We start from the raw sequence: 20,627 nt of genomic DNA, 5'->3' as shown, positions 1-20,627 counted from the left end.
ACTGACCCCATTTGAGCATCTTGTGAAAGACTTTATCCGTTCTATAGCATCATTACCGCGTCGCCAAAAACAAATCGTTTTGGTGCTGATGGATATCTGTATTTTACCATTGATGATGTGGCTGGCTTATGCCATACGTTTGGCACGCCCCAATGTACAGGTCATGCAAGGACTGGATGCTTGGTACATATATGTCGGTGTGGTTGGCATTCTGATTTTTGCTTTGCTCGGTATTTACCGTGCAATTGTGCGTTCATTTAATGAAGACTATTTGCTGCGAATTTTAATCGGAACATTTATTCAAATCGTGGCCTTATACACGATTAAAAAATTGAATGTTGCATTTATTCCCATGAGTATTCCGCTCATGTATGGCTTTATGCTGTTTTCATACATGTGGTGGAGCCGTGCCGTCATTCGCTACGCTACTCTTAAAACTTTTGCTAAGAAACAAAGCCGTAAACGTGTGGCAATTTATGGTGCAGGCTTAGCAGGTCAGCAAATTGCAGCAGCGCTAAACCGTTCAGATGATTATTTACCTGTATGTTTTATTGATGATAAACGTTCTTTACACGGGCAGTCTTTAAGTGGGTTAAAGATTTATTCACCGAAAAAAGCACAAAAGAAACTCGGTAAATTTGGCATTGAAGAAGTTTTACTTGCCATGCCATCGGTAGGGCGTGCGCGTAAGAAGGAAATTATTGAATCCTTTGAAGCCACTGATGTCAAAATCATGGAATTACCGGGTGTCACTCAACTGGTCGATGGTAAAGTCAAAGTCTCTGATATCCGTGAAGTGGATATTATTGATTTACTCGGCCGTGATCCTGTACCACCGAAGCCTGAGCTTTTAGAGAAAAATATCAAACATAAAGTGGTGATGGTGACAGGAGCAGGTGGGTCGATCGGCTCTGAGTTATGTCGTCAGATAGTGAAGCATCAGCCGAAATTGCTGGTGCTGTTTGAAATGTCTGAATTTGCTTTGTATTCAATTGATCGTGAATTGCAGACTTCGGGTGTACAAGTTATACCAGTATTGGGTTCTGTCACCAATCAGCAAAAATTAGAACGTATATTGCAACAGTATGCGGTACAAACGGTTTATCATACAGCAGCCTATAAGCATGTGCCTTTAGTCGAGGCCAATCCTTTTGAGGGGATTTACAATACTTCGATTGGTACGCAGCGTAGTGTTGATGCAGCTGTAGCCCAAGGTGTAGAAACCTTTGTTTTAATTTCGACAGATAAAGCCGTACGCCCGACCAATGTCATGGGCGCTTCGAAACGGATGGCGGAACTCTACTGTCAGGGCCTAGCGTCGACGAATCCAAAAACGCAAATTAGTATTGTACGCTTTGGTAATGTACTTGGTTCGTCAGGTTCTGTCGTCCCTTTGTTTAAAAAGCAGATTGCTCAAGGCGGGCCTGTTACAGTAACGCACCCAGAAGTCACGCGTTATTTTATGACGATTCCTGAAGCAGCTCAGCTCGTGATTCAAGCGGGTGCGATGGGTACAGGTGGGGATGTATTTCTGCTAGATATGGGTGAGCCGGTTAAAATTGTGGATTTGGCCAAACAAATGATTCGTTTGAGTGGTTTTCGAGCAATAGATGAAAATGGTCTAGGCGATATTGAGATACAATTTACCGGTTTACGTCCGGGTGAAAAGTTATATGAAGAGTTGTTGATTGATGCGGATAATGTTGAAAAAACAAAGCATGAGCGGATTTTAAAATCGTTTGAAAAGTATAGAGAATATGATGAAATAACTTTTATTTTTTGCGATTTAAAGAAATTATGTTATAGCAATAATTTATTGTTATTGAATGATATACTTACTAAATATGTTGATGGTTATTTATGTAAGTAATTCTTTTTAGTTATTGAGTAGATTAATAACTATAAATTTTTACTAATTAGAGGTAGAATGAAAAATAGGATATTAAGTAATACTCTATATTTGTATTCACGTCAAATTATTATAATTCTGATAACATTATATTCAATGCGTGTCGTTTTGAATGAACTTGGTATTGAAGATTTTGGCGTTTATGGAGTAATTACAGGTTTTGTAACTTTACTGGCTTTTCTACCAGGCAGTATGGGAGCAGTAACTCAGCGATTTTTTTCTTATGCTATTGGAGAAAATGATGATAATAAGTTAAAAACTATTTTTAGTATAAATTTAATTATATATATAGGAATGGCATTAATCGCCTACTTTTTATTGAAGACTATCGGATTTTGGTATGTGCAAGAAAATTTGAAACTACCAGATAGTCGAGTACAAGCTGCGATATCTTTATATAACTATTCTTCACTAGCATTTGTTGTGTCAATTTTTACAGCACCTTTTATATCAATATTAATAGCACATGAAGATATGCATATATATGCATTACTTTCTGTGGCGGATGCTTTGTTGAAATTTATAATAGTATTATCTTTAGCGTACACAAATTATGATAAACTTGTCTATTATGGATTAATATTATTGATTTTATCAGCTTTTGTAGCTGTTAGTTATATAATCCTTTGTCTTAGAAAATATAAAGAATGTCAATTAAAAAAAATTTATTGGAATAATGATATATTTAAAGAAATTATAGGTTTTACATGGTGGACTTTATTCGGTCAACTTAGTACGGCATTTAGAAATCAGGCTGTAACAGTACTTATTAATCAAATTTTTAATCCTGCTACAGTAGCTGCTAGAATTATAGCTTTAAATGTTGCAAACCAAATAGCGATTCTTGCTACAAATTTAAATACTAGTCTCTATCCTCCTATAGTCAAACATTATGCTGCTGGGGAGAATAGAGAAATGATGAGTCTAATTCATAATGGGTCTAAGCTGACTTTCTTTTTAATGTGGATGTTTGCATTACCATTGATAATAAAAATGGATTATATTCTGAAGCTTTGGCTAGTCAATCCACCTCCTCAAGCAGTTATATTTTCTCGATTAGCCATTATTGAAGGTTTAATTATAGCTTTAGCTCTTCCTATCGCAAATGCTGCTAGAGCTCCAGGAAAGATGGCTTTGTATGAAATTAGCTTAGGGTCTGTACAAATTTTAATATTTTTTATAACATATTATTTTTTAAAATCAGGTTTCAGCGCTGAGTGGGTTTTTTATATCGCAATTTTAGCTAATTTGTTAATGTTTTATTTGAGGTTGATATTAGTAAAATATCTTATTGGTTTTAAAATTTTTGTTTATTTTAAAAATGTTCTCATACCAATATTTCTTGTTGTTATAATATCGACTTTTGTCTCTAAATTATTAGAAATAATTATTTATGTGGATAATTTTTACACTGTATCTTTATATATTATTTTATCCTTACTCTTTTCAATTATTTTAATCTATTATGCTGGATTGAGTAAAGAATGGAAAAGTAAAGTAAAGAATATGGTATTTAAAAAATTTAAGCGCGGGAAAAAAATATGAAAGTTCTGGTTTTAGGTGGAACGGGTGCGATGGGAATCCATCTCTGTGATATGTTAGTAAAAGGAGGACATGATGTTAATGTTACTTCTAGAACACGTTCAGGTATCACTAATAGTATCAGATACATCCAAGGAAACGCACAAGAAGACACATTTTTAAATAAGCTTTTATCTCAAAAATGGGATGTTATTGTTGATTTTATGTTTTATTCTACATCCCATTTCCAAAAACGTTATGTGTCTCTATTAAAAAATACTAACCAGTATGTTTTTATTAGTTCAGCACGTGTATATGCTAATTCAGAAGAATCTATTACCGAAAACTCTCCTCGATTACTAGATGTAAGTACAGATGAAGAGTACTTACGAACAGATGAATATGCACTAAGTAAAGCCAGACAGGAGGATCTTTTATTTGCTTGTAAAATGAATAATTGGACAATTATTAGACCTTATATAACCTATGATAATGAACGTCTCCAATTGGGGGTGTTAGAGAAAGAAGATTGGTTATATAGAGTATTAAATGGTAAAAGTATTATAACCTTAAAAGAAATGCAAAATAAAAGAACAACCCTAACCTCAGGAAGGGATGTAGCACGCGGAATTTTAGCATTATTAGGTAGTCAAAATGCATTAGGTGAAGCATTCCATATTACCAGTAATGTTAGTTTAACATGGGGGGATATCACAAATATTTATATAAATGTTTTGAAAGATAAAGGTTATAACCCAAATTTGATTGAAGATGACCTGAAAAATTTTAGTTCTTGGAGAAAAGCAAAATATCAAATTTATTATGACAGATTATATGACAGGACATTTAATAATGATAAAATTAATAACTTTATAAATACATCTGAGTTCATTAGTTGTTCTGATGGATTGGAAGAATGTTTACTTAATTTTATCGATAATCAGCAATTTGTCTTTAAGCCTATAAACTGGAGAGAAGAGGCTTTAAAAGATAAAGTTGCCGGTGAATTTACTCAATTAAGTGAAATTAGTAGTTTTAAAGATAAAATTAAATATTTATTATTCAGAACAATTCCGTTAATGATGACTAGGATGAACTAAGCAATGATTGATTATTACTCGACACCAGAAAAAAATGCATTAATTGTAATATCGTTGTTAAAGGCACATGGTATTCGTTATGTAATTGCCTCACCAGGAAATACTAATACAGCATTAATTGGTAGTATACAAAAAGATCCTTTTTTTAAAATTTATTCAGCTGTAGATGAAAGGTCCGCTGCTTATATGGCTTGTGGACTTGCAGCGGAAACCAATGAAAGTGTGGTAATTAGTTGTACAGGAGCTACAGCATCCAGAAATTATGTACCGGGTATGACTGAAGCATATTATAGAAAGTTACCTGTATTGGCAATTACTTCTACACAGCCTGTTGGACGTATAGGACATCATGTAGCACAGGTCATTGACAGATCAACAATTTCAAAAGATATAGCTAAATTAAGTGTCAATTTGCCTATCGTTAAAGATCAAGAGGATTTTTGGGAATGTGAGGTTAAAGTAAATCAAGCGATTTTAGAATTAACTCGTAATGGTGGAGGGCCTGTACATATTAATTTGCCTACCACGTATAGCCTTCCATTTACAAAGAAAAATGATATCACTTGTAGAAAAATATCTAGATTTAATTATTTTGATGAATTACCTAAATTAGATAATTCTAAACGTATATCTGTGATTGTTGGCTCACATAAAAAATGGACTCAAGAAGAAGTTAAAGCATTAGAAAGTTTTTGTGAAGTCTATAATGCGGTGGTTTTTTGCGATCATACAAGTGCCTATAAAGGCAAATATAGTTTTCAAGTTTCATTAGCAGCAGCTCAAGAACTCCATAATAAAATTGACTTAAAATCTGATATAACATTACATATTGGAGAGATAACAGGTGATTATCCATTATTAAGTCTGGCGGGTTCAGAAGTGTGGCGTATAAATCCAGATGGAGAATTGAGAGATACATTTAGGAAACTAAAATATATTTTTGAAATGCCAGAACAACAATTTTTTCTAAAATATGCTCATGCTATTAAAAAAGAATCAAATCATGATTATTATGAAGCATGTGCTAAATTTATACAAAGTGTACGTGATAATATTAAAGATGTTCCTTTTTCAAATGTATGGTTAGCATCTAAGTTGGCTTCAAAAATTCCTGAAAATTCTGTAATCCATTTTGGGATACTTAATAGTTTAAGAACCTGGAATTTTTATAATTTACCCGAAAGTGTAGTAGGTTATTCAAATGTTGGAGGTTTTGGTATTGATGGAGGAGTTTCATCTTTATTGGGAGCCTCACTCGCGCAACCGAATAAACTTTTTTTTGGAGTAATTGGGGATTTAGCATTCTTTTATGACTTAAATGCTATTGGTAATAGACATACAACTAATAACATACGAATTTTATTAGTAAATAATGGCAAGGGGACAGAATTTAGACAATATAATCACCATGCTGCACATTTTGGTGATGACGGAGATGAGTTTGTCGCCGCTGCTGGCCATTATGGTGCTAAATCAACGACACTTGTCAAAGAATATGCAAAAAGTTTAGGTTTTGATTATATTTCTGCAAATAGTAAAGATACATTTGAAGGTGTTTATAAGGAATTTATTAATCCATTAATTAATAAACCTATGATATTTGAGGTCTTCACTGAAAGTATTGATGAAAGTGAAGCCCTAAAAGTCATGCATAGACTAAGTACTAATTCAGGAAATCAAGTTAAAGCTATTTTAAAAAAGATTATGGGTGGAAAGAATATTGAACTTATCAAGAGAGTAATGAAGTAATGAAGATTGCAATTTTAACGCAACCATTGGGACATAACTATGGTGGCATGTTGCAAGCGTGGGCACTACAACAAGTTGTTACCCAACTGGGTTATAATGTGGTTACGATTGATCGTCAGCCAGCTAAACAGAGTCTTGCATATCTTTTCATACGGTTGGCTTATAGAGCTTTGTTAAAAGGATTGGGTAAAGGGAAATCACCTATCTTTATAGAATCGAAAAAAAAGGTTGCCTATAAAAATACCAGAGATTTTATTAGCACAAATTTAATCATGTCAGAACCTTTATTTAGTACGCTACAATTAATCGAGCATTTTGATGACATTGGGTATGATGCTGTTATAGTTGGCAGTGATCAAACTTGGAGGCCTAAATATTCACCTTGTATTGAAAACTTTTACTTAGATTTTTTAGAAAAAAAGAAAATTAAAAAAATTGCCTATGCATCATCATTTGGTGTGAGTGAATGGGAATATGATGCTGAATTGACAGCTAGATGCTCAAAGTTAGCTAACTTATTTGATTGGATAAGTGTCAGAGAGGATTCTGGAGTTGAGCTATGTAAAAAATATTTTAATCTAGATGTAGATCATGTTCTCGATCCAACTTTATTATTAGGTCAATCTTATTATAAAAAACTTATAGGTCAAGATAGGTTAGATTCAAAAAGTAGTGGTATTTACACTTATATCCTAGATCCTAGCAGTGAAAAGACACAATTAATTGAATCTTTCGCTAAAGAGCATGCAGAAAAGGTTTATAGCTGCCAAGCGAAATCTTCTATTGAGGATTCAATTGATCATCATGATATTATGATGCCAGATCCAAGAGATTGGCTTGCTGGATTTGCAAATGCGAAATATGTCATTACTGATTCATTTCATGGGGTTGTCTTTTCAATAATTTTTGAAAAACCATTTATTTGTATAGTTAATGAAGGACGTGGAGCTTCAAGATTTTCTTCACTATTCAAAACCTTAGGTCTTTCAGCTGATTTGAAAGAATACTCGTCCAAACTGACACATATCAAAGCCATAGATCCAAGGCTTATTCAAAAATCAATTAATCTGCTTAAAAGAAAGCTAGATTTGGATGTCTAACTATTATGCCGTTTATCTCTGTAATTGTCCCTATTTATAATATGGAGAAATATATTGTTGATTTGTTGGAATCTCTAGTAAATCAAACATATAAAAACTTTGAAGTAATCTTGGTAAATGATGGATCGACTGATCAAAGTTTAGATATTTGTAATCAATATGTTAAGTGTGACTCTAGATTTAAGCTATATTCGAAAATTAATGGTGGCGTTGCATCAGCTAGACAATATGGTTTAGAAAAAGCTAAAGGTCTATATATTATACATGCAGATCCTGATGACTATTTGGCTAATGACGCACTAGAGTCGATGGCAACTGAAGTAGAAAGAACAAAATGTGATGTATGTATTGCTTCTTATAGTGTAATGTTTCCGAATAAATGTATAAGAGTTAAAGTAACTGGAGACTTTAGTAATCAAGAGTTAATTAGAAAATTAGCATTTGATCAAATGCATGGTGCTTTGTGGAATAAGTTAATTCGAAGTGATATATGTAGAGATATATCTTTCATACCAAATATTAATTACATGGAAGATAAATTATATTTGTTTAAATTACTAAAAAATAATAAAAATTTAAAAATCTCTTGTATAAGTTCAAATGTTTATTTTTATAGACAAAGATTGGGTTCCTATACGAATGAAACTGATAATCTTTCTATCCAGAAATTTAAGTCTTCTAGTGAAATTGAAATTGAGTTATTAACAGATGTTCTAACAGAAATAGAATTAAAAGAAGTCAAAGAACTGATAGACATTCAGATTGCTTTAAGTCAACATCCAAAGGATATTCAAACTGGTAGATTTGGATTAAAAATGATGGTTAACCGTAATTTTAAATGGCACTTTAGGCTAATGGGTTTATTCTTAATGTTTGGTATTAGAGCACCATTGTATATTTATAAAATATATTCAGACAGCAAGAAACAAAAGTTAGGAGTGTTCTAAGCGTGAGTGTTAATTTAATACCAAAAAAAATTCACTACTGTTGGTTTGGTGGGAATGAATATACACCTTTGGTTAAAAAATGTATGGAAACTTGGGCTAAATATTTACCTGATTGGGAGTTTATTTTGTGGGATGAAAGTAATTCTCCTATTGATCATCCTTTTGTAAAAAAGGCTTTACATGAGAAAAAATATGCTTTTGCTGCTGATTATGTGAGATTCTATGCATTATATAATTTTGGGGGAGTTTATTTAGATACTGATATAGAGTTGGTAAAAAATCTAGACCCGCTATTAAATAATAAATTTTTTTCAGGTTCAGAAAATAGAGATAATAAGAATGTAAGTGCAGGGGTTTTAGGTTCAGTTGAGAAACATGAGTATTTAGAGAGTGTTTTGGCATATTATGATCAATTAGAGTCTTATGAAACATCACCATTTGTCTTAACTACTGTTTATAATAATAAATTATTTGAAAATGTCAAAATATATCAAAGTCAATATTTTTATCCATATAACCCATTTGATTCTGATCAGAATGTAAAGCAGTTATTCTACAGCGATATTAAGGAGGATACATTTGCAATTCATCATTGGAGTTTTTCTTGGAAACCAAGTTTTTTGGATAGAATTTTAAATTTTATAAAAAGAGTAATTTCATAATGAGGTTCTTGGTCTTTTTGATACTTTTTATTTTTTTAGGATTTTTTGTAGGCATAAGGACAGACCTTATTGGTAGTGATACTGTTACGTATCGTTTTCTTTACTACCATTCTCAGTATGTTTCATATGAGTTTTTATTTCAAGCTTTAATTGAGAGCCTTTCTTCAAATGGTTTTGGGGTTGAAGTTTTCTTTTTCTCAATTTTTATTTTAAATTTTATAGTAATATATTTTTTAATTCAACAGATTTCATTGTATATTGGTATTACAAGAATATTACCATTTTATTTTTTATCTTTTAGTTTTTTACTTTGGTCATCTTGGTTTGAGGTTGCTGTAACTAATGCATTAAGGCAAGGATTATCTCTAAATATAGCATTATTATCATTATTGTTTTTTTTACGTAAAAAATATTTATTGTTTATATTTTTTTTAGTTATTTCGTTGTTTTTTCATAAGTCATCTTTCTTGGTTTTAATTATTCCTTTTTTATTAATATTGCCTATGGGTAAAATTTTATTTTTATTTTTATTTTTAAATTTTTTGTATGTTATGGGGTGGAATGAGGTTGTTGTTTCCAGTTTGTTGGGGCGGTATGGGGTGATATTGTTTTCGGAAGATTCTTATACTAATGTAATTATGTATAAGGGTTTTCATTTCGGGTTATTTGTTTATAGTGCTTTCTGGGTGTTTATATACTTGTTTTTAAACAAGTATATGAATTTAGATACTGAGCTTAAGTTGAATGTTTTTAAGATAATAAAGGTTTTTATTATTTTAAGTTTTCCATTTTATTTGCTTGGATATTTACCTTTTTCAAATAGGTATGCTTTTTTATTTTGGTTTTTAATACCATATATGAATGCCTTATTTGTATATTTTTTCCTTAGTAAGAAAAAACATTTTTTATATTATTCATTATTAGTATTTATGATTTCATATTTGTATTTTTTGTTTTTATTTGTTGAGGATTATATAAATGCTTAGATTAGCGATTTTGAAACCTGAATTTTGTTACGGTCCAGAAGTATATGCTCTTCATGAACATCTTGTAAGTTATCATTCTGATAAAATTTTTTCACAAGTTATTAATTTAAATGATTTAAAGTTAAAGCAGTCAGAATTTGATGTTGTTTATAGAATGATGGGTTATTCACCTATGATTTTTAACTCAATTGATATTCCTGAAATTCATGACTATGCTTCTATTTCTACTGGTAAATTTATTGGTTTAAAGAATTTCATTAAAAGAAATTTCCAGAAAAAGCCAGTATTCCGGACTTTTCTAAACCAAAATGTGATGACCGTTTTTAATTTTAGGGATAATGTTCCATTCGGTTTTCGTGATATGGGTGTTAATGAATCATTCTTTGATACATATGATTTTGATTTTTTTGGGAAAAAATTTGATTTTTGCTACGTTGGTGATATTTCTAAAGAAAGAGGAATTGATAGCCTTATTGAATTTTTTAAGAAGACAAAATTAAAAGTATTATTAATCGGAGATAATAAATTAGGCTTAAATGATTGTGAAAATATAGTATTTAAAGGGCGTGTTAATAACGATGAGATTCCACATTTAATGAATCAATCTCGGTTTGCTATTAATCTTGTTCCTGATGTTTATCCTTATAATATTCAAACTTCGACTAAGCTTTTAGAATATTTGGCTATTAATATTCCAGTTTTATCTAATCGTAATTTTTGGGTTGAAGGTTTTGTAATTGAAAATAATATTTCCTTAATTTTTTTTGATGATTTTAATGCCTTAAATAAAGATTTTTATAGTTTTTATGAGGAAAGAAGATCTCAGAGCTATTATCAAGTAAAAAAATGGGAAGATGTTTTTTTAAATTCAGGCTTGATAGATTTTTTGAGGAATTTTAAAAAATGAATAAGGTTATCTTATTAATAGGCACAACTGCATCAAATCTATATTTATTTCGCAAAGATTTTATTCTATCTTGTATCAATAAAGGTTATCAAGTTTATGCATTAGTATCTGAATATGACGATTACTGGATAAAAAAAATTCAAAAATTAGGTGCTGAAGTAATCACATATCAGCTTAGTAGAAGTGGTTTAAATCCTTTCAAGGATCTTAAATCAATGGTTGAGTTAAAGCGATATATTAATCAGTATAATCCGGATATTGTATTCTCATTTTTTACAAAACCCGTTATTTATGGTTCTCTTGCGGCCAAATTAGCAGGATCACCAAAAGTCATTGGTATGATAGAAGGGTTAGGTTCTCCTTTCACGGAGCACCCGACAGGCCAATCATGGAAGATGAAAATGATTCGATTCTTTCAGGTCACATTATATAGAATTGTATTTCCATTTTTAGATAAAATTATTTTTTTAAATGAAGATGATCCTAAAGATTTGATAAATAAAAATAAAATATTTCACAAGAAAAATGCAGTTAATGTTTTAGGAGCAATTGGCTTAGATCTTAAAGATTATCCATTCCAAAAATGGGATGAATCTAAAGATATTACTTTTATTTTTGTGGCACGTTTATTGGCAGAAAAAGGTATTTATGAATATATCCAAGCTGCTAAATTGGTTAAAGCTCAATTTCCAGATGTTAAATTTAAAGTAATTGGTGGTCTCGATTTAGAAAATCCATATGGCTTATCAAAAAAAGAGCTAGATCGGTTAGTTGCTGAAGATATCATTATTTATCCTGGTTTTGTAACGAATGTAACAGAGCATGTAGCAGATAGTGCAGTCTTTGTTTTACCTTCTTATTATAGAGAGGGGGTTCCACGCAGTACGCAAGAAGCTATGGCTATAGGACGTCCTGTTATTACTACAGATGTGCCTGGATGCCGTGAAACTGTAGTCGATGGTGTAAATGGCTTTTTAGTTCCTAAGTGGAATGTAGACGCATTGGTTGAAAAAATGTGTTATTTTATCGAAAATCCAATCCAAATTAATCAAATGGGTCATGCGAGTTATACTATTGCTTGTGAAAAATTTGATGCTCAAAAAGTTAATGAAAAGTTGATGAAAATTATAGGATTAAATAAATGAAACGACTTACAGATATTGTTATTGCAATAATAGCACTTATTTTGTTATCGCCTATATTTATTTTAGTTGCAATAAAAGTTCGTAAAAATTTGGGTTCTCCAATTTTTTTCTTGCAAGAGCGTCCTGGTAAAGACGGCAAGCTTTTTAAAATGATTAAGTTTCGCTCTATGAAAGATGCAGTCGATAAAAACGGTGAACCGTTGCCAGATGAACAGCGCATTACACCATTCGGCCAGAAACTACGCTCTACCAGTTTGGATGAAATGCCACAGCTCATTAATGTATTAAAAGGTGATATGAGTATTGTTGGACCACGTCCTATGCTGAAAGACTTTGTAGCATTATATTCACCAGAACAAGCACGTCGTTTGGAAGTTAAACCCGGTATGACTGGCCTAGCTCAGGTAAGTGGTCGAAATGAACTTGATTACGAAGAGCGCTTTAAATGCGATGTATGGTATGTAGATAACCATAATACTTTGGTTGACTTTAAAATCATGTTCAAAACAGTCGGTGTGATGACCAAACGAGAAGGTATTAATGCACCTGGTCATGTTGGTCCTTCTTTATTTCAAGGAAATGATCCTGAAAAAATTAAAGATAAAATCAAGTCATAAATTTTTATTAGTGAACTATTTGTAATGATCAAAAAAGCCATTCTCCCTGTTGCCGGTTTAGGTACACGTTTTTTACCTGCGAGTAAATCTATTCCCAAAGAAATGGTCACAGTGGTAGACCGCCCAGCGATTGAATATGTAGTTAAAGAAGCAGTTGCTGCTGGCATTGAGCAAATTATTTTAGTGACACATTCTTCCAAAGCATCGATTGAAAATTACTTTGACCGCAGTTTTGAGCTAGAAACCACCCTAGAAAATAAAAAGAAATTTGATTTACTCAAAGAGATTACCGAAATTTTACCGCCACATGTGAGTGTAATCAGTGTGCGCCAACCTCAGCCACTGGGTTTAGGTCATGCTGTACTGTGTGCCAAAGCTGTAGTAGGTGATGATGATTTTGCTGTGCTATTACCAGATGTTCTTGTAAAAGATTCATCAGAAACCAATGATTTGAGTTTAATGATCCAACGTTTTGATGAAACCCATGCATCACAAATTATGGTTGAAGCTGTACCAGATCACATGGTAGATCAATACGGCATTGTCGATGTTGCATCGACACCTGCAGAAGGTCAAAGCATCCAAATGCAAGGGATTGTAGAAAAGCCAGCAGTCGGTTCAGCACCGTCAAATTTATCAGTCGTTGGTCGCTATATTTTACCTGCCAAAATTATGCAATTACTTGATAACACGCCTAAAGGGGCAGGGAATGAGATTCAGTTGACCGATGCAATAGCAGCTTTGCAAGCGACCGATACAGTGGAAGCCTATCGTATGAAAGGGCAAACGTTTGATTGCGGCAGTAAATTGGGTTATCTGAAAGCAGTTTTACATTATGGCGTAGACCATCCAAAATTAGGTGAAGAATTTAAAGCGCTGATCAAAGAACTAAAACTATAAAAAGAGACTGATATGAAGGTTGCAGTATTTGGACAAACACTCTTTTCAGGTGTATTTGCTGCTTTGTTGGCAGAATGTGGCCATCACGTTTTTTGGTATGAACCACTGAAAACGTATGAAAGCGAACCAATGTATATGCAAGATGAAGCTGTAAAAAATCTACTCAATAAACAACAAAGTAGTTTTTTAAAATACTGCGATTTTAATGATATTCCACTAGATGTAGATGCTTATTTCTTTAGTTTTAATCCTACTGAAGAAAAGCAATGTATTGAAATTCTTCATGACATCAAGCAACGTCCCATTATTCACCCTAAACTGATGATCAATGCGTCCACTTTAGGACTACATGGGACAGAAAAGTTTGTAAAAATTTTGCATGAAGATGAGTGGGTCTATTTACCCGACATGATTCAGGAAGGAAACGCTTTACAAAGCTTTGCCCAAGCCAAGCAGTTGATTGTTGGAACTGCATCGGATATTGCTCAAATTAAAATTAAGGAACTCTTACGCCCTTTATTCCCACGTCAGCAGCAGTATCTTTTTATGCCCATTTTAGATGCTGAATTTACCAAGTTGAGTATCTCTGGCATGTTGGCGACACGAATTAGTTATATCAATGACTTGGCAATGGTTGCTGAGAAATTAGGCATTGATATTGAGTCAGTTCGTCAGGGGATGGCTGCGGATAATCGTATTGGAGGATCTTATCTCTATCCGGGTGCAGGCTTTGGTGGAGAAAATTTTTCACATGATATTCAGACCCTAACGCATACGGTGTCAGGTGTTGGTGCAAATAGCCAATTACTAGCTCAAGTTTGGGACATTAATGAGCAGCAAAAAGAAGTTTTATTCCGTAAATTATGGAATTATTATCATGGTGATTTAAAAGGGAAAACTGTTGCGATATGGGGTGCTGCATTTAAAGAAAAAACCTCCAGTACGCGACAATCTCCTATTCATGCCATGTTGGCAGCACTATGGGCTCAAGGTGTAAAAGTTAAATTACACGACCCTCAAGCCTTGGATGAAATTAAAAAAATATATGGTGAGCGACCTGATCTTATATATTGCATAGAGCAATATGAGGCAGTGCAAGATGCATATGCTTTGTGTTTATTGACTGCATGGAAACAATATTGGAGTCCAAATTATACCGAATTGCTTAAAACCATGCAGCATCCGCTTATTTTGGATGGGCGCAATATTTATGATCCAGCATATGTGAAGTCTCAAGGTTTTGCATATATGGGGGTAGGACGTTAATGGCTATGAAAACTCAACCCTATACGGTCGAACATTTAGATTCAGTTTTAGGCAGTCTTCATAGTTTGAAAACTGAATTTGAAAATAAGCATTTAACAGAACTCTTTGCTGAAGACCCTCAGCGATTCGAAAAATTCTCTGTGCCTTTAGAGCCGGTGGTTTTTGATTTTAGTAAACATAGAGTCAATCAGCCCGTTGTCAAAAATCTAGTCCAGTGGGCACAGACACAAGATTTAATGTCGTGGATGAAACGTTTATTTTCTACTGAAGAAATTAACTATACCGAACAGCGTGCAGCCATGCATTGGGCGCTACGGTTACCTAAAGATGATCAGTCTCATCCTGAATTAGCAGAACAAGTGCATACACAACTTGAGCGTATGTATGCTTTGGTAGAAAAAATTCATGCTGGCCAGTGCCGCGGCGCAACTGGTGAAGTCATTCAAGACGTGGTGAATATTGGGGTCGGAGGGTCAGACTTAGGACCACTGATGGTGAGTCATGCCTTATCTGATTTCAAAAAATCCACACATAAGCCACTCGATGTACATTTTGTTTCGACCATTGATGGTAGTCAGCTTTCAGATTTATTGCATCAACTTCGCCCCGAAACCACGCTATTTATTATTTCTTCAAAATCGTTCGGGACCATTGATACCTTATCCAATGCGCAAACAGTTCGTTTATGGCTCGAAAAAGCACTTGGTCAAGAATCACAAATTTTAAAGCATCATTTTATTGGCGTATCTACCAAAGCAGATAAAATGACAGAATGGGGTATTGCAGCCGAAAACCAATTTTTGCTCTGGGATTGGGTCGGCGGTCGCTATTCACTTTGGTCATGTATTGGTTTACCGATTGCACTGACAATTGGTGTTGATGGCTTTAAACAACTGTTAGCTGGCGCATATGCAGTAGACCAGCATTTTCAGACGGCACCTTTCGAACAGAACATACCTGTATTAATGGGCTTATTGGGTGCGTGGAATAATAATTTCCTTGATATTCAGACTCATGCAGTACTGCCTTATGATGGGCGTTTGAAATATTTCGCCTCTTATTTGCAGCAGTTAGAAATGGAATCGAATGGTAAATCGATTCAGCGTAATGGTCAAAAAGTGGATTGGGATACTTGCCCGATTATATGGGGGGAAGTGGGACCAAATGCGCAGCATGCTTTTTATCAATTGCTGCATCAAGGTAGTCAAGCAGTGAGTTGTGATTTTATTGCGCCAGTGCAGCGCTATCAGGCCCAACAATTTACCTATGTCGATAATGCAGAGGCGCTGGTGGAACAGCATCATTTGGCCTTATCCAATTGTTTGGCTCAATCGCGCTTACTGGCATTTGGTAATCAAGCTTTAAATCAACAAGAAGTACAAGATTTGCCGGAATATAAACAATATGAAGGTAATCAACCAAGTTCAACCATTTTATTGCAAGAGCTAAATCCATATAGTTTGGGCATGTTGATCGCAATGTATGAACATAAAGTTTTTGTACAGTCGGTGCTTTGGAACATTAACCCGTTTGATCAATGGGGTGTAGAGAAAGGCAAAGAAATTGCCAATCAGCTACTTCCAATATTAAATGGTGATCGAAAGGATATTGCGGATTTAGATGGCTCAACACAAGGCTTACTACAAATATTATTAGGAAAAACCAATGGCTAAAATTTTAGTAACAGGTGGTGCAGGTTATATTGGTTCACATACTTGTATTCAACTTTTGAGCGCAGGGCATGAGGTTGTTGTACTGGATAATTTGTCCAACAGTTCTGTCGAATCTTTAGCACGTGTTCAAGCGTTGGCAGCTAAAAAATTAGATTTTGTTGAAGGTGATATTCTCGATCAGCAAATTTTAGATCAAATCTTTAAAAGTCATGCGATTGATGCGGTGATTCACTTTGCAGGCTTAAAAGCTGTGGGTGAAAGCCAAAAAGAGCCACTAAAATATTTTGAAAATAATATCTCAGGTTCTATTAGCTTAGTTAAAGCGATGGAGCATGCTCAAGTCTTTAAGTTAGTCTTTAGTTCATCTGCAACCGTTTATGATGAAGCCAATATTTCACCCTTGAATGAAACCATGCCTACAGGTATGCCAAGTAATAACTATGGCTATACCAAACTGATTGTCGAGCAATTACTAGAGAAATTATCGGCTGCAGATGAGCGCTGGTCAATTGCATTGCTGCGTTATTTTAACCCTGTAGGGGCACATCAAAGTGGTCAAATGGGTGAAGACCCACAAGGGATACCCAATAATTTGATGCCTTATGTCACACAGGTGGCAGTCGGCCGTCGTGATAAGTTGTCAATTTTTGGCAATGATTATGACACGGTAGATGGTACAGGTGTGCGTGATTATATTCACGTGGTTGATTTGGCCAATGCACATTTATGCGCATTGAATCATCGTTTAAAAACGCAAGGATGCCGTGCTTGGAATATTGGTACAGGCAATGGGATTTCAGTAAAACAAATTCGGGATACTTTTGAGAAGGTAAATGGTGTTGAGATACCATTTGAATATGTACCTCGTCGAGAAGGTGATGTTGCAACTTCATTTGCTGATAATGCCCGTGCTGTCGCAGAGTTAGATTGGCAGCCTCAATATGGTTTAGAAGATATGTTGAAGGATAGCTGGAACTGGCAAAAGCAAAATCCAAATGGATACAACTAAGATTTAAATTTAATGTGTAAATTCATTAAAGACAGTATGGCAAATTTTGTATTTGTCATACTCCTAACTATTTAACTTAAGTATTGAATCATGTATTGATTGTGCAAAAATGATGATAGATCTTATCTTTTGTTTGAAAAAAATCGTTATCATATGTGAAAGATAAATTGACTGAAATAATATATGAAATATCAAGCTCTTAGGGTTTTATCGTTTGCCATTTTTTCTTCTCTAGCTCTGCCGGTTTACGCTCAAGGGATCATTTTGAATAATAATGATCTACGTACAGATCTAAATTGGCTGAATCAGCAAGGTGTGATCCAAATCAGCACTTCGACTTGGCCATTGAGTAGTGAAGAAATTCAGCGTGCATTATCTACTGCCAAAATTGAAAATAATGCTCAGCAGAAAGTTGTCAATTCGGTTATGGCAAATTTAGAAGCAGAAAATACCTCTATTAAGCTCGCTTTATTTGCTGAAACAGATCCACAGAACATCCCGCAAAAATTTGCAGATGAGCAAAAATCGCAATATCAAGCGGCCCTTGAATTGAATGCAGGTGGAACGCAGTGGGATGCAAGACTGCGAGTCAATACTGAAAAAGATCCAATCATTGACCATGGACATGATGTCAATTTAGAAGGTTCTTATATTGCAGGAAAATTGTGGAATCAATGGTTGATTGCGGGACAAATCCCAACCTATTGGGGACCTGGACATGAAGGAAGCCTAATCCGTGGTGATGCGAGTCGCCCTGTTTATGGTTTTACTATGCAAAGAGCGGAACAACAGGCCTTTGAAACAAAGTGGTTGTCTTGGATTGGACCTTGGCAATATCAAGCTTTTGCAGGTCAATTAGATGATTATCATGCAATTCCAGACGCCAAACTATTAGGATTTCGTTTAACTGCACAGCCATTGCCGTACTTGGAGCTTGGTGCTTCTCGAATTCTTCAATGGGGAGGTGAAGGGCGGTCAGAAAGTTTTGACTCATTATGGAATGCGATTAAAGGGAATGACAACTTTGATGATGGTGCTCTAGATAAGTCTAATCAAATTGCGGGTTTTGATGCACGCCTTAATTTAAACCGCTGGAGTGGTGTGCCGATTAGCGTTTATGGGCAATATGTAGGTGAAGATGAAGCTGGGCTTCTTCCTTCAAAAAAAATGTATTTAGCAGGTGTCGATTATTCTTCACAATTCAATAATATGCCATTTCAATTATATACGGAGTGGGCCGATACCCGAACCAATGGAGATGCTCAAGGTATTTCTTATAACCATCGTAACTATAAGGATGGCTATTATCAACACGGCTTCCCGTTAGGGCATGCCATGGGCGGGGATGGTCAAATGCTAAGTCTTGGTGGAGATATTCGCTTTGATGTTATGAATCGCTTAAATGGTCGAGTAATGATGGCCAAAGTGAATCAGTCAAATTCAATAAATAATCATGCATTTGCGCAAAAAGATGAAATTAAAGCTTTAGATCTTACTTGGACACATTACTTAAAACCAAATGCGCCATTGAAGCTGAATGGATGGGTGAGTGATTCTGATGTCTATGGTGAAGATGCGGGAGTGTCTATCGGAGTCGAAATTCCATTGGATCGTTCATTATTTTAATCAGTTGTCAGCTTAAATAGAATTTCTTTCTAGTTGAGCTAAGAAAAAAACCATTCAACTTAATGAATAAGTTGAATGGTTTTTTATTAGCATGCAGAAAAATTTACCCTTGAATCAACTGCGTTAATTCATCGACATAATTTTGCATTGGTTTTGGATTTTGGTCTTTTCGGCTTTCAATATTTAAGCGTAAAAGTGGTTCAGTATTCGATGCTCGAACATTGAGACGCCATGCACCAAAATTCAGGCTGATGCCATCCGTTTCATCAATTGCAGGATTTTGATCGGCAAAGTGATCAAAAATCTTTTGAATGGTGGCTTGAGTATCCGCAACTTTAAAATTGATCTCCCCTGAGCAAGGGAACTTTTCAATCATGCCTTCAACCAGTGAAGACAGGGTTTGTTGGGTTTCTGAGAGTACAGAAATTGCCAATAACCAAGGAATCATACCGCTATCACAATAAGAGAAATCACGGAAGTAATGATGTGCTGACATTTCACCGCCATACACTGCATTGTGCTCACGCATTTTTTCTTTAATGTATGAATGCCCTGATTTAGACTGAATCGCTTCACCTTGGTATTGTTCAATCACATCAAAGGTATTCCAAACCAGACGAGGGTCATGCACAATTTTCTCACCAGATTGTTTCAGTAAGAACGCTTGTGCCAATAGACCGACAATATAATAGCCTTCAATAAATTTGCCTTTCTCATCAAATAAGAAGCAGCGGTCAAAGTCACCATCCCAAGCGATACCCATATCTGCATGATGTTCAATTACAGCATTACGGGTACTGTCACGGTTTTCAACAAGAATAGGGTTGGGAATACCATTCGGGAAAGTACCATCAGCATCATTGTGAATTTTCACAAATTCAACAGGAATGTTAAGTTGTTTGAACTTTACTTCAATGGCATCGACCACATGGCCCGCAGCACCATTACCAGCATTCATGACTAATTTGAGTGGGCGAATTTTGGCAGGATCAGTATAAGACATTAAATGATCAATATATTCAGGAAGAATATTGTATTTTTCAGTTTTGCCTTTAGTGATAACTTCATTAAAGTTGCCTGATTCAGCCAGTAAGCGAATTTCTTTTAGACCTGAATCTGCTCCAATGGGGCGTGCATTTTCGCGGACCAATTTCATGCCGTTATAGTCCATCGGGTTGTGGCTTGCCGTGATTTCGATCCCACCTTGAACATCTAGATGAAAGGCACCGAAATAGACTTCTTCTGTTCCCGTCATGCCTAAATCTAAAACATCAACACCCGCATCATTCAGACCTTTGATGGTGGCTTGCTTTAAAGCTTCACTGCTTAGGCGGATGTCGCAGCCAACCACAATTTTTTTAGGTTGATAAATTTGCCCATAAGCGCGACCGATTTTATAAGCAATCTCTTCATTGAGTTCTGTACCGAGTTTGCCGCGGATATCATAGGCTTTAAAACAAGTTAGCATTGTCATGTTTATTTCCAACTATAGAAAAAAGGGCTGGAAATT

General features: G+C 34.6%; 17 protein-coding genes. 16 read left to right on the top strand and 1 reads right to left on the bottom strand.

What is annotated here, in order from left to right; all coding sequences use genetic code 11:
- The first annotated feature begins 22 nt into the window (after positions 1-22).
- From FTU38_RS06850 to FTU38_RS06775, 16 genes are all read left to right on the top strand, one after another.
- Positions 23-1,870: a nucleoside-diphosphate sugar epimerase/dehydratase gene (locus tag FTU38_RS06850; RefSeq protein WP_180110844.1), complete on the top strand. Its 1,848-nt coding sequence runs from the start codon at positions 23-25 to the stop codon at positions 1,868-1,870.
- 57 nt (positions 1,871-1,927) lie between these two features.
- The gene (locus FTU38_RS06845) at positions 1,928-3,454 is read left to right on the top strand and encodes an oligosaccharide flippase family protein (protein WP_180110843.1); all 1,527 of its coding nucleotides are present in this window, start codon (positions 1,928-1,930) and stop codon (positions 3,452-3,454) included.
- Positions 3,451-4,530 carry an NAD-dependent epimerase/dehydratase family protein gene (locus FTU38_RS06840; RefSeq protein WP_180110842.1) on the top strand — a complete coding sequence of 360 codons (1,080 nt, stop codon included), beginning with the start codon at positions 3,451-3,453 and terminating at the stop codon, positions 4,528-4,530. Before FTU38_RS06845 ends, FTU38_RS06840 begins: the two co-directional genes overlap by 4 nt.
- A 3-nt stretch (positions 4,531-4,533) precedes the next feature.
- On the top strand, positions 4,534-6,279 hold the full coding sequence (locus FTU38_RS06835) for a thiamine pyrophosphate-binding protein (protein ID WP_180065137.1): 1,746 nt from the start codon (positions 4,534-4,536) through the stop codon (positions 6,277-6,279).
- Positions 6,279-7,379 carry a polysaccharide pyruvyl transferase family protein gene (locus FTU38_RS06830; protein ID WP_180110841.1) on the top strand — a complete coding sequence of 367 codons (1,101 nt, stop codon included), beginning with the start codon at positions 6,279-6,281 and terminating at the stop codon, positions 7,377-7,379. Before FTU38_RS06835 ends, FTU38_RS06830 begins: the two co-directional genes overlap by 1 nt.
- 5 nt (positions 7,380-7,384) lie before the next feature.
- Positions 7,385-8,326 (top strand): glycosyltransferase family A protein, encoded by a 942-nt coding sequence (locus FTU38_RS06825; protein WP_180110840.1) that lies wholly within the window; start codon positions 7,385-7,387, stop codon positions 8,324-8,326.
- Positions 8,327-8,328: 2 nt separating this feature from the next.
- On the top strand, positions 8,329-8,988 hold the full coding sequence (locus FTU38_RS06820) for a glycosyltransferase (protein ID WP_180110839.1): 660 nt from the start codon (positions 8,329-8,331) through the stop codon (positions 8,986-8,988).
- Positions 8,988-9,974 (top strand): EpsG family protein, encoded by a 987-nt coding sequence (locus FTU38_RS06815; protein WP_180110838.1) that lies wholly within the window; start codon positions 8,988-8,990, stop codon positions 9,972-9,974. Before FTU38_RS06820 ends, FTU38_RS06815 begins: the two co-directional genes overlap by 1 nt.
- Positions 9,967-10,881 (top strand): glycosyltransferase, encoded by a 915-nt coding sequence (locus FTU38_RS06810; protein WP_180110837.1) that lies wholly within the window; start codon positions 9,967-9,969, stop codon positions 10,879-10,881. The genes FTU38_RS06815 and FTU38_RS06810 overlap by 8 nt, the downstream gene beginning before the upstream one ends.
- Positions 10,878-12,026 (top strand): glycosyltransferase family 4 protein, encoded by a 1,149-nt coding sequence (locus FTU38_RS06805; RefSeq protein ID WP_180026181.1) that lies wholly within the window; start codon positions 10,878-10,880, stop codon positions 12,024-12,026. The genes FTU38_RS06810 and FTU38_RS06805 overlap by 4 nt, the downstream gene beginning before the upstream one ends.
- Entirely contained in the window at positions 12,023-12,643 is a 621-nt protein-coding gene (locus FTU38_RS06800; protein WP_180026180.1) for a sugar transferase, read from the top strand. Before FTU38_RS06805 ends, FTU38_RS06800 begins: the two co-directional genes overlap by 4 nt.
- A 24-nt stretch (positions 12,644-12,667) precedes the next feature.
- Positions 12,668-13,543, top strand: a complete 876-nt coding sequence (gene galU / locus FTU38_RS06795; protein WP_180110836.1) for a UTP--glucose-1-phosphate uridylyltransferase GalU — start codon at positions 12,668-12,670, stop codon at positions 13,541-13,543.
- A 12-nt stretch (positions 13,544-13,555) separates the two neighbouring features.
- Positions 13,556-14,809 (top strand): nucleotide sugar dehydrogenase, encoded by a 1,254-nt coding sequence (locus FTU38_RS06790; RefSeq protein WP_180110835.1) that lies wholly within the window; start codon positions 13,556-13,558, stop codon positions 14,807-14,809.
- 5 nt (positions 14,810-14,814) lie between these two features.
- Positions 14,815-16,482 (top strand): glucose-6-phosphate isomerase, encoded by a 1,668-nt coding sequence (gene pgi, locus FTU38_RS06785; RefSeq protein ID WP_373683965.1) that lies wholly within the window; start codon positions 14,815-14,817, stop codon positions 16,480-16,482.
- Positions 16,475-17,491, top strand: a complete 1,017-nt coding sequence (galE, locus tag FTU38_RS06780) for a UDP-glucose 4-epimerase GalE (RefSeq protein ID WP_180065125.1) — start codon at positions 16,475-16,477, stop codon at positions 17,489-17,491. Before pgi ends, galE begins: the two co-directional genes overlap by 8 nt.
- Positions 17,492-17,674: 183 nt before the next feature.
- On the top strand, positions 17,675-19,117 hold the full coding sequence (locus FTU38_RS06775) for a capsule assembly Wzi family protein (RefSeq protein ID WP_180110833.1): 1,443 nt from the start codon (positions 17,675-17,677) through the stop codon (positions 19,115-19,117).
- 103 nt (positions 19,118-19,220) lie between these two features.
- On the opposite strand, the gene FTU38_RS06770 is transcribed toward FTU38_RS06775, so the two are convergent.
- Positions 19,221-20,591 (bottom strand): phosphomannomutase CpsG, encoded by a 1,371-nt coding sequence (locus FTU38_RS06770; protein ID WP_180110832.1) that lies wholly within the window; start codon positions 20,589-20,591, stop codon positions 19,221-19,223.
- Positions 20,592-20,627 lie beyond the last annotated feature (36 nt).

The organism is Acinetobacter sp. YH12098, from assembly GCF_013419235.1.
Classification (GTDB): domain Bacteria; phylum Pseudomonadota; class Gammaproteobacteria; order Pseudomonadales; family Moraxellaceae; genus Acinetobacter; species Acinetobacter amyesii.
The sequence above is the reverse complement of the archived record's forward strand: the minus strand, read 5'-3'. Positions and strand labels throughout refer to the sequence as shown.